The 14953-nt window shown below is 62.7% G+C and carries 14 protein-coding genes; 5 read left to right on the top strand and 9 right to left on the bottom strand.

Annotation, left to right across the window (positions count from 1 at the left end; genetic code table 11):
* Window positions 1–51: 51 nt before the first annotated feature.
* The 5 genes from ACWGTI_RS06095 to ACWGTI_RS06075 form a co-directional block, all read right to left on the bottom strand.
* Complete coding sequence (locus ACWGTI_RS06095) at window positions 52–285, bottom strand: sulfurtransferase TusA family protein (protein WP_454586242.1); 234 nt, start codon at window positions 283–285, stop codon at window positions 52–54.
* A 4-nt stretch (window positions 286–289) separates the two neighbouring features.
* Complete coding sequence (locus ACWGTI_RS06090; RefSeq protein WP_454586241.1) at window positions 290–1585, bottom strand: L,D-transpeptidase family protein; 1296 nt, start codon at window positions 1583–1585, stop codon at window positions 290–292.
* Window positions 1586–1824: 239 nt separating this feature from the next.
* The gene (locus ACWGTI_RS06085) at window positions 1825–2775 is read right to left on the bottom strand and encodes an acetyl-CoA carboxylase carboxyltransferase subunit alpha (RefSeq protein WP_454573188.1); all 951 of its coding nucleotides are present in this window, start codon (window positions 2773–2775) and stop codon (window positions 1825–1827) included.
* A gap of 99 nt (window positions 2776–2874) precedes the next feature.
* Window positions 2875–3786, bottom strand: a complete 912-nt coding sequence (locus ACWGTI_RS06080) for a site-specific tyrosine recombinase XerD (protein ID WP_454586240.1) — start codon at window positions 3784–3786, stop codon at window positions 2875–2877.
* 24 nt (window positions 3787–3810) lie between these two features.
* On the bottom strand, window positions 3811–3963 hold the full coding sequence (locus ACWGTI_RS06075) for a hypothetical protein (protein WP_023670666.1): 153 nt from the start codon (window positions 3961–3963) through the stop codon (window positions 3811–3813).
* Between the two features lie 214 nt (window positions 3964–4177).
* On the opposite strand from ACWGTI_RS06075, the gene ACWGTI_RS06070 reads away from it, so the two are divergent.
* Genes ACWGTI_RS06070 through ACWGTI_RS06060 form a run of 3 tightly spaced genes read left to right on the top strand, consistent with a single transcriptional unit; the run spans window position 4178 to window position 6808 of the window.
* On the top strand, window positions 4178–4789 hold the full coding sequence (locus ACWGTI_RS06070) for a shikimate kinase (protein WP_454586239.1): 612 nt from the start codon (window positions 4178–4180) through the stop codon (window positions 4787–4789).
* Window positions 4786–5916: a 3-dehydroquinate synthase gene (aroB, locus tag ACWGTI_RS06065; RefSeq protein ID WP_454586238.1), complete on the top strand. Its 1131-nt coding sequence runs from the start codon at window positions 4786–4788 to the stop codon at window positions 5914–5916. The genes ACWGTI_RS06070 and aroB overlap by 4 nt, the downstream gene beginning before the upstream one ends.
* 1 nt (window position 5917) lies before the next feature.
* Window positions 5918–6808, top strand: coding sequence for an HlyC/CorC family transporter (locus tag ACWGTI_RS06060; protein WP_454586237.1), 891 nt, complete (start codon window positions 5918–5920; stop codon window positions 6806–6808).
* Window positions 6809–6921: 113 nt separating this feature from the next.
* On the opposite strand, the gene ACWGTI_RS06055 is transcribed toward ACWGTI_RS06060, so the two are convergent.
* Genes ACWGTI_RS06055 through ACWGTI_RS06045 form a run of 3 tightly spaced genes read right to left on the bottom strand, consistent with a single transcriptional unit; the run spans window position 6922 to window position 11759 of the window.
* Window positions 6922–8466 carry a SpoVR family protein gene (locus ACWGTI_RS06055; protein ID WP_454586236.1) on the bottom strand — a complete coding sequence of 515 codons (1545 nt, stop codon included), beginning with the start codon at window positions 8464–8466 and terminating at the stop codon, window positions 6922–6924.
* 11 nt (window positions 8467–8477) lie between these two features.
* Window positions 8478–9791 (bottom strand): YeaH/YhbH family protein, encoded by a 1314-nt coding sequence (locus ACWGTI_RS06050; protein ID WP_454586235.1) that lies wholly within the window; start codon window positions 9789–9791, stop codon window positions 8478–8480.
* A gap of 18 nt (window positions 9792–9809) precedes the next feature.
* On the bottom strand, window positions 9810–11759 hold the full coding sequence (locus tag ACWGTI_RS06045) for a PrkA family serine protein kinase (protein ID WP_454573195.1): 1950 nt from the start codon (window positions 11757–11759) through the stop codon (window positions 9810–9812).
* A 292-nt stretch (window positions 11760–12051) separates the two neighbouring features.
* On the opposite strand from ACWGTI_RS06045, the gene ACWGTI_RS06040 reads away from it, so the two are divergent.
* Both ACWGTI_RS06040 and ACWGTI_RS06035 read left to right on the top strand, forming a co-directional pair.
* Window positions 12052–12858 (top strand): alpha/beta hydrolase, encoded by an 807-nt coding sequence (locus tag ACWGTI_RS06040; protein ID WP_454586234.1) that lies wholly within the window; start codon window positions 12052–12054, stop codon window positions 12856–12858.
* 126 nt (window positions 12859–12984) lie between these two features.
* A complete protein-coding gene (locus ACWGTI_RS06035) occupies window positions 12985–14538 on the top strand; it encodes an acetolactate synthase large subunit (protein WP_454586233.1) in 1554 nt (517 codons plus the stop codon).
* 5 nt (window positions 14539–14543) lie between these two features.
* Here ACWGTI_RS06035 and ACWGTI_RS06030 read toward each other — a convergent pair whose 3' ends face one another.
* Window positions 14544–14846 carry a BolA family protein gene (locus ACWGTI_RS06030; RefSeq protein ID WP_192258319.1) on the bottom strand — a complete coding sequence of 101 codons (303 nt, stop codon included), beginning with the start codon at window positions 14844–14846 and terminating at the stop codon, window positions 14544–14546.
* Window positions 14847–14953: the final 107 nt, after the last annotated feature.

The raw sequence follows: 14953 nt of genomic DNA, 5'->3' as shown, positions 1-14953 counted from the left end.
GTTTTCCGTCCGGAATTGCGTCAAGACAACGGGAAGGGCGTTTCCGAGGCGCTACGCGCCACGCTCGACCAGAAAGCGATGGCCGCCGGAAACGGCCGCTGTTTCAACCAGCTGGTGGCCGGCGTCGGCGCAAAAGGCGGGGATGTCGATGACCGCCAACGGGTCGGTGGTCTCCAGCCACAGCCGGCTGCCCGGCTGCATCGTCGCCAGGCGTTTTTTCGCTTTAAGAACGGGCAGGGGGCAGTTCAGCCCCTTGAGATCATAGACGGAAGCGCGTTTGGCCAAGCGCTCAGCCGCCGAACATGCCGAGCAGCTTGTTCTTGATCTTTGACAGCCGGCTTTCGTCGGTTGGCGGCTCGGCGGGTGCTGCCTCGACGCTCGCGGTGGCGACCGGCTGCTGGGCAGCCTGCTTGGCTGCTTCCTTTTCGGCTATCGCCTGGGCCTTGGCCGCTTCCTTTTCAGCCAGTGCCTGGGCCTTGGCGGCTTTCGCAGCCTCGATGGCCGCAACCCGCTGTTCCTCGGCCTTGCGCTTGGCTTCCTTCTCGGCGTCGAGCGCCGCCATCTTGCGGCCGGCCGGGGAATCGATGCGGCCCATGCGCGCCGTCTCGGTCACCGTGCCGTCGGAATTCAGTGACGGCGGATCGATCGGCACGCGCTCGCCGCGGGCGCGGCGCTTCGACCAGTCGGAAACGATGCTGGCTTCCTTGATGCCGGCAATGGTCGGCTTGGGCGCCGGCACGCTGGCCTTGACCGCGCCGGTGAAGGCCGCGTCATAGCTGCTCTGATAGGCGTTGTAGGCGCTCTTCAGCGAATCCGGCTGCGTGGTCGCAGGGCAGGCGCCGGTCGGATCGAAAGTGGTGCCCTCAGGCGCCACCTGGTTGAAGACATAGCGCTTCTCGCAGACATCGACCTTCGGCGGCACCTTGGTGATCTCGAAATTGTCGTATCCGACCTTCAGCATCTTCCAGAACTCGTAGTTCGGGTCGTTGCGGTAGCGCGCCATGTTGGCGGCGGTCATGCGGAACGGAAAGGCCTGGATCTGGAATTCGGTCTGACCGCCCTGGAAGGCGTCGCGGCCGAAAGCATAGATCTGCTCGATCTGCGGATCGGTCATCGAATAGCAGCCCGACGACGAGCAGGCGCCGTGCACCATCAGATTGGCGCCGGTGCGGCCATTGGCGCGGTCATAGGCGTTCGGATAGCCGATGTTGAAGGACAGGTGATAGTTCGAGCGCGGGTTCATCTGCGACGGGCGAACCGTGTAGAACCCTTCCGGCGCCTGGCGGTCGCCCTCGGTGTATTTCGGGCCGAGCTTGCCCGACCATTTGCAAATGTCGTAGCTGGCGACCATCTCGTAGCGGCCGGTGGTCTTGGCCTTCCAGATCTCGAGCTTGCCTTCTTCCTTGAAGATGCGGGCCATCACCGACGAGGTGCGGACCATGCCCTTGGCCTTCATGTCGGCGAGGATCTTGTCCGGCAGCGGCTTGTTGGCCTCCGGCGCGAAATCCTTCATCGAGGAATCGTTGCAGCTGGCGACGCCAAGGGCGGCGATCAGGATTCCGGTGCGGGCAAGCTTGGCGAACATGGTTACGGCTATGTCTTTTTTCTCGGGGCGCCCGGAGCATCGCAGCCGCAGCGCCACCACACTAAACCTTCACGAACCCTAAGCCCGTTAACCTTGAAAATTCCTTACCGCAAGCTCCGGGCAGCTTCCCCCACGGCAATTTCGTTCCGTCTCACGGAGTTTTCATTGAACCGAATGCAGCGGCATTTTTGTGGCGAAATTGCTCCCTAACGCCACATTGCGGCACGCGATAGCCAGAATTAGAGGCTGCGGCCCATCGCCAGGTATTTTTCCCGGCGCTGCTCGCGGAAATCGGTGTTGGCGCCGGCAAAATCCTTCATCGTCTTGGCGATGAGGTCGCCGGTGGCGGCGATCACCGTTTCAGGCGCGCGCTGGGCGCCGCCGAGCGGCTCGGGAATGATGGCGTCGATGATCTTCATTTCCAGAAGATCCTGGGCGGTGATTTTCATATTGGTCGCCGCATCCTTCGAACGCGTGGTGTCGCGCCACAGGATCGAGGCGGCGCCCTCCGGCGAGATCACCGAATAGATGGCGTGTTCCAGCATGTAGACGCGGTTGGCGGTGGCGATCGCAATGGCGCCGCCCGAGCCGCCTTCGCCGATGACCACCGAGATCGACGGCACTTTGAGGCCGAGGCAGGCCGAGGTCGAACGGGCGATGGCTTCGGCCTGGCCGCGTTCCTCGGCACCGACGCCGGGATAGGCGCCGGCGGTGTCGACCAGCGTCAGAAGCGGGATATTGAAGCGGTCGGCAAGCTCCATCAGCCGCACCGCCTTGCGGTAGCCTTCAGGCCGCACCGAACCGAAATTGTGCTTGAGCCGGCTCGCCGTATCCGAGCCCTTTTCCTGGCCGATGACGGCCACCGGTTCACCGCGGAAGCGGGCGAAGCCGCCGATGATCGCCTGGTCCTCGCCGAAATTGCGGTCGCCGGCGAGCGGCGTGAAATCGTTGAACAGGCCCTTGATGTAGTCGAGGCAATGCGGCCTGTCGGTGTGGCGCGCCACCTGCACCTTCTGCCACGGCGTCAATGCCTTGTAGATGTCGCGCAGCGCGTCGCGCACGCGCTTCTCGAGCCGGCTGATTTCGTCGCCGACATCGACCGCCTCGCCGTTCTCGGCAAGCTTCTTCAACTCGAGGATCTTGAGTTCAAGGTCCTGCACCGGCTTTTCGAAATCGAGGTAATTGTACATTCTTGAGCGGACCGATGCGTCGGAAGGCAAAGACTTGGCGGGACCCGGGAAGTGGCGGCTCCGCGCGGTGGAACGTGCCTTCACATAGCGACATGAGGCCTAGTCGGCAAGCGGATGATGATCGTTGACCAGCCGCACCAGCCGCTCTTCCAGCACATGCGTGTAAATCTGCGTGGTCGAGATATCGGCGTGGCCGAGCAGCTGCTGCACCGCCCTGAGATCGGCGCCGTTCTGCAGGAGATGGCTGGCAAAAGCGTGGCGCAACACGTGCGGCGATATTTTCGCGGCCGATATGCCTGCCCGTGCGGCAAGGCCCTTGAGGTCGCGGGCAAAGACCTGCCGGGAGAGAAAGCCGCTGTCGCCGGCGGCCGGAAACAGGAACGGGCTGTCGGCGAAAGCCGGCACCGTGGCCCGTGCCGTGAGCCAGGCCCGCATGGCCTCGCGGGCCTTGGCCGACAGCGGCACCATGCGCTCCTTGTCGCCCTTGCCGCGCACCATGAAAAAGCGGTCGTCGCGCTGGGCGACGGTCACCGGCAGGCCGACCAGTTCGGACACACGCAGGCCGGTGGCATAGAGCACCTCGACCAGCGCGTGCAGGCGCAATGCCGCCAGCCGGTCGCCATCAACGCCATCGCCTGCCTCAAGCGCCGCACGGTCGAGCAGCCGGCCGGTATCGGCCTCGCTCATCGTCTTGGGCAGCGGCCGGCCCTTCTTCGGGCTGTCCAGCGTGCCGGTCGGGTCGTCGCTGCGCAGGCCCTCGGCGTAGAGGAACTTGAAGAACTGGCGGATCGCCGACAGTTTGCGCGCCTGCGAGGTCGGCGCAAAGCCACGCGCGGCGATGTCGTCGAGATAGGCGCGGATGTCGGCCGCGGCGGCACCCGCAAGCCCGCCGCCAATTTGCTGCGAGGCATCTTCGAGATCGCGGCGATAGGAAGAGAGCGTGTTTTCGGCGGCACCGCGTTCGGCGCTCATCATTTCGAGGAAGGCTTCGATACGAGCCGCGCTGTTCATTTTCTGAAATCAGCCTGCTTTGGGTCAGTTTTTCTTGGGGTTCAGCTTTTCCGGCGGAATGCGCACGGTGATTTCCGCCTTTTTCGGCTCGACGAACATCGCCAGCGCGACCATCGTACCATAGGCAATGCCGGCAAGAATCATCATCGTCACGACAAAGCGGAACAGTGTCGGCATCAATTTTCGCCCGTCTTCTTGTCTGCGATTCCAAACCCTGTGTCCTTATGGGACGCCAATCCGGGCAATTCAAGGACGAAGGGTTTTGTCCAACGCAGGTCCATGCGGGAAAACCACTGCACTTTCCGAGACCTGCTCAGGGCGCGATGCTTGACGCAAACGGGCTTTTGATGTCGATACGCCGGCAAAGACGGCTTAGAAACAGCATGGTCTCATGAACGTGTTACCACCAACTCCTCCTGGCGAGAGCCATGCCGCGCTGCTCGACAGGCTGGGCAGTCGCTCGATTGTCTTTGTCGGCCTGATGGGCGCCGGCAAGACAGCGATCGGCCGCAAGGTGGCGGCCATGCTGTCGCTGCCGTTCATCGACAGCGACCAGGAGATCGAAAGCGTGTCGCGCATGACCGTGCCGGAGCTGTTCGAACGCTATGGCGAGACCGAATTCCGGGCGCTCGAGCAGCGCGTCATCCTGCGCCTCCTGGAACACGGCCCGCAGGTGCTGTCGACCGGCGGCGGCGCCTTCATGAATGCGCAGACGCGCGACGCGATCGCGTCGCATGGCGTCTCGGTGTGGCTGAAGGCCGAGCTCGATCTGTTGATGGAGCGCGTCTCCAAGAAGCAGAACCGGCCCTTGCTCAAAAGCCCCGATCCGCGCGCCGTGCTGGAGCGGCTGATGGGCGAGCGCTATCCGGTCTATGCCACGTCAAACGTCACCGTGCCGACCCGCGACGACCGCAAGGAAGTCATTGCGACCGAGGTCGTCGACGCATTGTGCGGGCATTTCGGCATTCCGGCCACCACGGCGCCGGGCGAGGTGCGACCATGAGCGAGCCTGTCATTGTCGAGGTCGGCCTTGGCGAGCGCGCCTATGACATTCTGATCGGCCCCGGCCTTTTGAGGCGTGCCGGGGCCGAGATATCGCGCCGCCTGCCCGGCACGAGGGCGGCGGTGGTCACCGATGACAATGTCGCGGCGGCACATCTCGACGCGCTTAAGGCCGGTCTGGAAACAGGCGGCATCCAGCCTGCCGTCATCACCTTGCCGGCCGGCGAAAAGACCAAGAGCTTTTCCCATCTCGAAGAGGTGGTCGACGGCGTCCTGGCCGCGAAACTGGAGCGCGGCGACGTCGTCATCGCGCTCGGCGGCGGGGTCATCGGCGACCTCACCGGCTTTGCCTCCGGCATCGTTCGGCGCGGCATGAATTTCGTGCAGATCCCCACGTCGCTGCTGGCGCAGGTCGATTCCTCGGTCGGCGGCAAGACCGGCATCAACAGCGCGCGTGGCAAGAATCTGGTCGGTGTCTTCCACCAGCCGAAACTGGTGCTGGCCGACACCGAAGTGCTCGACACGCTGCCGGTCCGTGAATTCCGCGCCGGCTATGCCGAGCTTGCCAAATACGGGCTGATCGACCGGCCGGCGTTTTTCGCATGGCTGGAAGAGAACTGGACAAAAGTATTCGCCGGCGGTGCGGAGAGGGCGGAGGCAATTGCCGAGGCCTGCCGTGCCAAGGCCGATGTCGTCGCCCGCGACGAGTTTGAAACCGGCGACCGCGCGCTGCTCAATCTCGGCCATACATTCGGCCATGCGCTGGAGGGGGCCACAAAGTATGACGGCGCTCGTCTTGTCCATGGCGAAGGCGTCGCCATCGGCATGGCGCTGGCGCACCGTTTTTCCGCACGGCTCAATCTGGCGAGCCCCGATGACGCGGCGCGGGTCGAAGCGCACCTGCGCGCCGTCGGCCTGCCCTGGCGGATGTCCGACATCCCTGGCGAATTACCCGACGCGGAGGCGCTGCTCGGCTTCATCACCCAGGACAAGAAAGTGTCGCGCGGCGCGCTGACCTTCATCCTGACGCGCGGTATCGGCCAGGCCTTCATCGCCAAGGATGTGCCGGCGTCGGAAGTGCTGTCATTCCTCAGGGAAAATCATCCGGACAACAGGAAGGCCGGCTGAGATGGACATTGGCTGGATCGTCGTCGCCGTCCTCGCCATCCTCATCCTGTTTTTCATTGCCGTGCGCACGCGCCTGCTTGCCATGTTCGGCTACGAACTGTCGCGCATCGAGCCGCAGCGTTCGACCCAGGACGAGTTGCGCGGCGCGGTCGACGATTTCCGCCGCGACGGCCAGATGGTGCGCGAGGAACGCGACCGCGTCGGCGGCCTGTTCGATCTCGCCGAGCTCGAAGTCTCCGACATCATGGTCCACCGCACCAATATGCGCTCGGTCAATGCCGACAATGTGCCGGAAGCTGTGGTGCGCGAGATCCTGCAGAGCCCGCATACCCGCATGCCGCTGTGGAAGGGCTCGCTCGACAACATTGTCGGCGTGCTGCATGCCAAGGACCTGCTGCGGGCGCTGAACGAGGTCGGCAACGACTTTACCAAAATCGACGTGATGAAGATCGCGTCGAAGCCGTGGTTCGTGCCCGACACCACGACCTTGCAGGAACAGCTCAACGCCTTCCTGCGCGCCAAGGCGCATTTTGCCATCGTCGTCGACGAATATGGCGAGGTCGAAGGGCTGGTGACGCTGGAGGATATCATCGAGGAGATTGTCGGCGAGATCGCCGACGAGCACGATGTCGACATCCAGGGCGTCAAGCAGGAAGCCGACGGCTCCGTCGTCGTCGATGGCACCGTGCCGATCCGCGATCTCAACCGGGCGCTCGACTGGAACCTGCCGGACGAGGAAGCCACCACCATTGCCGGCCTGGTCATCCACGAGACGCAGTCTATCCCCGAGGAGAAGCAGGCCTTTACCTTCCACGGCAAGCGCTTCGTGGTGATGAAGCGCGACAAGAACCGGATTGCGCGGTTGAGGATCAGGCCGGCCGGCGATGGCTAGAGCGTCTCGCCGTTTCACGGAAAGGCCAACCGCTCTATCTCTTTGTTTTTGCGCAAATTCCGGACGGAAAACCGCTACGCACTTTCCTGGAATTGCTCTAAGATCAGCCCACCTCAAAGCTCTTTTGTCGAGCGCTCGCTGAGCATCGCGCCGGTCTCGGCATCGATTGCCGCCAGACTGACGTCGTAGCCCCAGAGGCGCCTGATGTGGCGCAGCGTCGCGTCGCGGCTTTCGCCATCGAGCAGGATGCCATTCTTGACATTGTGCTGCAGTCGCAGGTGCCGATCGCCCAAGAGGTCGACGTCCACCACTTCAATGTCGGGCCTTTTCGCGCCAATCTCGTAACTGTGAGCCAGCGCGGATCGTATCCTGCGATAGCCACGCTCATTGTGGATCGAGGCGACTTGGTAATGCGGCTCGTCGGCACCATCGGCCAGCAAGAAGAGCCGCCATTTTCGGATCAGCGCCGGGCTGAGATACTGGTGGATGAAGGATTCGTCGCGATGATTGGCCCAGGCATCGAGCAGGGTGTCGCGCCAGTCGCCGCGACCGGCGATGTCAGGGAACCAGTCGCGGTCTTCGGCCGTCGGTTCGGTTGAGATGCGCTGGATATCCTGCATCATGTCGAGACCCAGCGCATAGGGATTGATGCCGGAGAAACGTGGATCGTCATAGGCCGGCTGGAAGATGACATTGGAGTGGTTGCGCAGGATTTCCAGCATGGCGCCTTCGCTGATGCGGCCCCGATCGAAGAGCGTGTTCATCAAAGTGTAGTGCACGAAAGTGGCGCAGCCTTCGTTCATCACCTGGGTCTGCCGCTGCGGGTAGAAATATTGCGCGACGACGCGCACGATCCTGACGATCTCACGCTGCCAGGGCTCGAGCACCAGACTGTTCTTCTCGAGAAAATAGAGCAGGTTCTCCTCGGGCAGGTTGAGCGACTTCTTGCGCTCCGCCAGGACCTCGTCCCTCGCTTCAGGCTTGTTCTTTCCCTGCGACGGCGGCAGCGTGCGCCAGAGATCGTTGAACGATCGCTCCTCATATTCGAGGCGCTCGCGCAGTCCTTCGCGCTGCCGCTCGGAGGACAGTTTCGGCGGCCGATGGTAGCGGAACACGCCTTGCTCCATCAGAGCGTGGGCGGCATCGAGGATCGACTCAACCGCGGCCAGCCCATGCCGCTCCTCGCACCGGGCGATGTAGCCCTTGGCGAAATTCAGGTAGCTCAGGATGCCGCCGGCATCCGTCCATTGGCGGAAGAGATGATTGTTCTTGAAGAAGTGGTTGTGGCCAAATGCTGCATGGGCAGTTACCAGCGCCTGCAGCGCCATGGTGTTTTCTTCCATGAGATAGACGATGCAGGGATTGGAGTTGATGACGATCTCGTAGGCCAGGCCGCGCGCCCCCTTGCGGTAGAGAAGCTCGTCATAGATGAAATGCTTGCCGAACGACCAATGGCGATACATCAGTGGCATGCCGACGGACGAATAGGCGTCGAGCATCTGTTCGGACGAAATGACCTCCATCTGCACGGGATAGATATCGAGTCGGAGCTCTTCGACGGCAATCGCCTCGATTTCGTCATATACTCGCGACAGTTTCGCGAAATCCCAGTCCGATCCGGAAAACAGCAGTGCGGATTTGCGCGCCTGGCTGGCCATCGGCGATGTCCTCAAGCGCTCTTGCGCAGATAGGGTTGTCTGGCGAAGAGTTCGCGGAACACCGGATAGATATCGGCCGGAGCGGCGATGCGCCGCATCTGGAAGCTCGGCCATTTCTGATCGACGGCGTTGTAGGCGCGCCAGAGCGACGTTCCGTTCTCGGTCGAACCGAAAATGTGGCTTTCCCGTTCGTCGATGATCTCGACATAGGCGAAATACTGGCAAAGCCGCATGAGCCTGCGGTCGAGCAGCTCAATGCAGCGCTCGGAGTCGGTGGCAAAGTTGTCGCCGTCGGAGGCCTGGGCGGCGTAAATGTTCCACTCAGAGGCCGGATAGCGCTCTTCGATAATGCGGTGCATCTCCTCGAGCGCCGTGGAAACGACGGTGCCGCCGCTCTGCGTATGATAGAAAAATGTGTGCTCGTCCACCTCCTTGGCCTCGTGCGTGTGGCGGATGAAAACGATCTCCGTGCGCTCATAGCGCCGCGTCAGGAACAGATGCAGCAAGACGAAGAAGCGCTTGGCCAAATCCTTTTCCCGCTCGCCCATCGATCCGGACACGTCCATAAGGCAGAACATGACGGCGCTGGCATTCGGTCTCGGCTGGGGGTCGAAGCGGTTGAAGCGAATGTCGACCGGATCGACATAGGCGATCCGCCGGCGCCGGCGCTCCAGCCGATCGAGCTCCGCGCGCAGGGCGACGATGCGCTCATGCGTCTTGGGATTTGTCTGCTTTGCTTCCAGTTCGGCGATCTGCCGGGCCAGGGCTTCCACCTCCGCCCGTTTCGGACGCCTCAGCGCGATGCGTCGCCCGTGGCTGTTTCGCATCGTGCGTCCGACATTGATGTTGGTCGGCGCTCCGCTGGCCGCGAAACCCGCCCGCTTCGGCTTGAAGCTGAGGATTTGCTTGAGGCTGAGCTTGACCAGATCGGGCAATTCGAGGTCTTCGAAGAATAGATCCAGCACCTCCTCGCGCGACAGCACGAAGCGGAAATCGTCTTCGGATTCCGTGGTTCCGGGAGCCGAAGCGCCTGCGCCTCCTCCGCCGCTTGGCTTTGGGACCAGGTCACCGGTATTGAACGACTTGTTGCCCGGCAGGATGTGCTGGCGCCGGCCGCTATCCTTGGCGTCGCTGAAGGTCGGCTCGCCAGTGCCTTTGCGTGGGATCGGCACGGCATGGTCGCGATCCAGATCGGCGATGCCACCGGCGCGGACGCGGTCGCGGATGCTGCGCTTGAGTTCTTCGCGCGCACGCTTCAGGAAGCGTTGGCGATTGCCAAGGCTCTTGTCCTTCGGGTTCAGACGGCGGTCGATGAAGATCGGCATGGAACCGTCCAGGCTTGCTCAACCCGCCTTGTTCACGCGCATGTACCAGTCGACCAGCCGGCGCACCTGCCGTTCAGTGTAGCCGCGCTCCACCATGCGTTGCACGAACTCATTGTGCCGCTTCTCGGTGACGTTGTCCTGCTTGGAGCCGAAGCTGATCACCGGCAGCAGGTCTTCGACCTGGCCGAACATGCGCTTCTCGATGACCTCGCGCAGCTTTTCATAACTCGTCCAGGAGGGATTGCGACCGTCGTTGCGAGCCCGGGCTCGCAAGGTGAATTTGACGACTTCGTTGCGGAAGTCCTTGGGATTGGCGATGCCAGCCGGCTTTTCGACCTGGGACAATTCCTTCTCCAGGACCTCGCGGTTGAGGATCTGCCCCGTATCGGGGTCCTTGTAGTCCTGATCCTCGATCCAGGCATCGGCGTAAGCGATGTAACGGTCGAAGAGGTTCTGGCCGTACTCGCTATAGGATTCCAGATAGGCCTTCTGGATCTCGTGACCGATGAACTCGGCATAGCGGGCCGCGAGTTCCGACTTGATGAATTCGAGATAAGCGGCTTCCGTTGCCTTCGGGAACTGCTCGCGTTTGATCGCCTCCTCGAGGATGTACATCAGATGCACCGGATCGGCCGCCACCTCCTTGGTGTCGTAGTTGAACGTCTGCGACAGGATCTTGAAGGCGAAACGTGTGCTAACTCCGGTCATGCCCTCGTCGACGCCGGCGGCGTCGCGATATTCCTGGACCGATTTGGCCTTGGGGTCGACTTCCTTGAGATTCTCGCCGTCATAGGCGCGCATCTTGGTGTAGAGCGGTGAGTTCTCGTGCTCGGCCAGGCGGGTCGAAACGGTGAAGCGGCTGAGAATGTCCAGCACCTCGGGCGCGCAGGGACTGCTCGCCAGCTCGCTCTCGCGCAGCAGCTTCTCGTAGATCTGCCTTTCCTCGGTGATGCGCAGGCAATAGGGAACCTTGACCACCAGGATGCGGTCGAGGAAGGCCTCATTGTTTTTGTTGTTCTTGAACTGCTGCCATTCCGATTCATTGGAATGGGCGACGACGATGCCCTGGTAAGGGAAGGCACCGAAATTCTCGGTGCCGTTGTAACTGCCTTCCTGGGTTGCCGTCAGCAACGGATGCAGGACCTTGATGGGCGCCTTGAACATCTCGACGAACTCAAGCAGCCCCTGCGTGGTCCGGTTCAAGCCGCCGCTGTAGGAATAGGCATCCGGGTCGGACTGGCTGAAGTTCTCCAATTGCCTGATGTCGACCTTGCCGACCAGTGCCGAGACGTCCTGATTGTTCTCGTCGCCGGGCTCGGTCTTGGCGATGGAGATCTGGCGCAGCCGCGACGGCAACAGCTTGACGACACTGAATTTGGAGATGTCGCCGGCCAATTCGTCGAGGCGCTTGGCCGCCCAGGGCGAAATAAGTCCGTTCAGGCGGCGTCGGGCTATGCCGTATTTGTCTTCCAGCAGATCGCCCATGCGGTCGGGGTTGAAAAGGCCGAGCGGAGATTCGAAGACCGGGCTGATCTGGTTGCCGACCTTCAGCGTGTAGATTGGCCGCTGCTCCATCAGCTTCTTCAGCCGCTCCGCGAGCGAGGATTTGCCGCCGCCGACAGGGCCAAGCAGATAGAGGATCTGTTTGCGTTCCTCCAACCCCTGCGAGGCATAGCGGAAATATCCGGCGATACGTTCGATCGTATCCTCCATTCCGTAGAAGTCGGAGAAGGAGGGGTAGATCTTGATCGTGCGGTTGGAGAAAATGCGGCCCAGCCGCTCATCCTTGCTGGTATCGACCAGGTTCGGCTCGCCTATCGCCTCGACCATTCGCTCGGGGGCCGAGGCATACATGGATTTGTCCTCACGGCAGGCTAGCAGATATTGCTGAAGGCTTATCTCTTCCTGAGCCGCGTTCGCATAGATCTCCGAAAACAGATCGAAGACGTCTGATTGGTTCTCGCGCATGATGCCTTGCCTCGGAGCCGATAGGCTGCCAATCGGCTCATCGCTCCTTCAACTGCCGGCAAGCGTTGTTTGTTCCCGGCAAACTCAATTAACCGGCTGGGATCACATAGCTTTGAGAGCGCCACTCCTCGTGGCCGCAAAGAAGCGGCGCGTCGCGCATCTCGTTGTGAACCAGTGTGCCCACCCGAATCAACAGCCAAGATCAGTGTGCGCGCGGTCGGCTTGTTTGCCAATCGATAACTGGACGTGCCCGCTACTGCGATGCACTGTAGCGGCAGACCAGGAGAGGGCGATGATGGACCGGCGAAGTCTGATATTCGCGTCGCTGGCAGCGATGCTGCCGGTCGGCGCGTCGGCTGCCTTGCGGCTACGCCAGCCAGAACCGCAAACGTTCGACTATGGACCGGCCAAGCTCGACATCTACGCTCCCGCCGGTGCGAACAACCTGCCGGTGGTGCTTTTCGTTCATGGCGGCGCCTGGCGGTTCGGCAAGCGCAGCCAGGTCGGCGCCAAGCCGGCCTTCCTGCTTGCCAACGGCTTCTGCTTCGTCTCCATCGACTATCGCATGCTGCCCGAGGCCGATGTCGCCACCCAGGCGGGCGACGTCGAAAAGGCCTATGCCTATGTCAGGGCCAACATCGCCCGGCATGGCGGTGACCCCAACCGCATCGTCGGCATGGGCCATTCGGCCGGCTGCCACCTGATCGCCCTGACCGGCATGCGCGGCGGGCTGCCCGGTGTTGCCGGGTTGATCCTCGACGATACCAGGGCCTATGATCTTGCGGCACTCGAAAAAAGCGGCGGCATGGTCCGCGCTTATGCCCGCGTCTTTTCCGATCCTTCGCAATGGGCGGCTCTGTCGCCGGCGAGCTATATCGACGGGCGCAAGCATCCACCGACCTTCATCGCCTATTCACGCGCCGATGGCCGCGACGAGCAATCGACGGCCTTTGCCGAGCGCCTGCGCGCCACCGGCACTGCGGTGACACTGTTCGACGGCAGCGCCTACACGCATATGTCGATCAACCATGACTTTGGCGAGGACGGCGATGCGTTGACGGCCGCCACGCTGGCATTCCTGAAATCGACGGTCGCCTGATCGCCCACCCGCCGAGGCGTCCTGGATCAGACCAAAAGCGCCGGCGGGATATTGCCGTGCCGGCACTTGCAGGTGCTATTGCACTTTTCGACCGTCTGCTTTGTGACGCCAACTGGAGAGAATTTCATGAATGGCGCCGACCTGCTGTGTGACGTGCTCCTGGCCAATGACGTCACGGTCTGTTTCGCCAATCCCGGCACGTCCGAAATGCATTTCGTTGCCGCGCTGGATCGCAAGCCTGAGATGCGGTGCGTGCTCGGCCTGTTCGAGGGCGTGGCAACGGGTGCCGCCGACGGCTATGCGCGCATGACCGATCGTCCCGCGGCGACTCTGCTGCATACCGGGCCGGGCTTGGCCAATGGCCTTGCCAACATGCACAATGCAAGGCGTGCGCGCAGCCCGATGATCAACATTGTCGGCGATCACGCCTCCTACCATCTGCCGCTCGACGCGCCGCTGACCAGCGACATAGAGGGCCTGGCAGCGCCGATGTCGAACTGGGTTGGCCGCGTCAAAGGTCCGGCCGATATCGCCCCGGCAGCGGAGGCCGCCTATCGCGCCTCGCTGACGCCGCCTGGTGTCACGACCCTGATCCTGCCGGCAGATGCCGCCTGGGGCGAGGTTGACGCGCTTTCACCTGGCAAGGTGAAACTGGCGCCGCCCCCAGCCGTCGACATGGAAGCCGTGCGCGCAGTCGCCGAAGCGATCCGCGCCCGTCCGGGCCGTATTGGCATGGTGGTGCGCGGGCGTGCAGCGCGGGCCGATGCGCTTGAGATCGCGGGTCGAATCTCGGCGGCCGGCGATGTCCGCCTGTTCAGCGAGGTTCTGATCGCCCGGATGCAGCGCGGGCGCGGACGGTTCGCGCCGACGCGCATCCCCTATCCGGTCGATGCGGCGACAGCCACGCTCCGGGATGTCGACGTGCTGGTGCTGGTCGGCGCGAAGGAGCCGGTGGCCTTCTTCGCCTATCCGGGCAAGCCGGGACGGCTGGTCCGAGACGATTGCCAGGTACTCTCCCTGGCGGCGCATGGGGAGGATTTGAAAGCGGCGCTGGAGGCGTTGGCCGACGAGCTCGGCATCAAGTCGACGAACGAATTCACCGTCGCAACGGCCTTTCCCGACGAGCCGACGCCAAGCGGCAGATTGACGGACGACGCGATCGCTCTTTCGGTGGCGCGCAAGCTGCCTGCGAATGCGATCGTCTGCGACGAAGCGGTCACCTCGGCACGGCGGTTCTTCGCGCTGTCGGCCTTTGCTGCCCCGCACGATTATATGATGGGTACGGGCGGATCGATCGGCGGCGGCATTCCGATGGCAACAGGCGCGGCGATCGCCTGCCCGGATCGCAAGGTGATCAATCTCGAAGCCGATGGTAGCGGCATGTACACGGTGCAGGGCCTATGGACGCAGGCCCGGGAAAAGCTCGACGTGGTCACGATCGTCTTTTCCAACCGGACCTACGCCATCCTGCATGGCGAGATGAAGAATCTCGGCGTGAATTCGATCGGAGAGAACGCCAGGCGCATGCTCGATCTCGACCATCCGGTGCTGGACTGGGTTGCGCTGGCCAAGGGGATGGGCGTGGAAGCGGCCCGCGCCGATACGTGCGAGCGCTTCGACGCGCTGCTCGACAGCGCATTGTCGCGCCCCGGACCGTTCCTGATCGAAGCGGTGATCTGAGTGACTTACCAGCGGGTCTTTTCGCCGGGTGCGGCCGGTTCGATGGCGAGCGCATGGACGCCGGCCTTCAGCTCCGCCGCCAGCAATTCGTTGACGGCGCGGTGGCGGTCGATACGGCTCATGCCGGCAAAGACCGGCGAGACGATGCGGACGCGAAAATGCGTCTCGCCGGTGCCGTCATAGGCGCCGTGATGGTCCGAGCCGTGGTGGTGGTGACCGGCGTGGAGGTGGCTTTCATTGACGATCACCAGCCGCTCCGGCGAAAACGCCTTGTTCAGCTTGTCTTCCATGGTCGCCTGTATGGACATCGCCACTTCCCTTCACCATATCTGCAAGGCGTGATCAGGAAATCGGGATCGATCTCGCCGGGCCGCCTCAAAAATCGCCATTCGCCCTGCTTTATGCCGCGATTCAG

The sequence above is a fragment of the Mesorhizobium sp. ArgA1 genome (assembly GCF_053714375.1).
The sequence above is the reverse complement of the archived record's forward strand: the minus strand, read 5'-3'. Positions and strand labels throughout refer to the sequence as shown.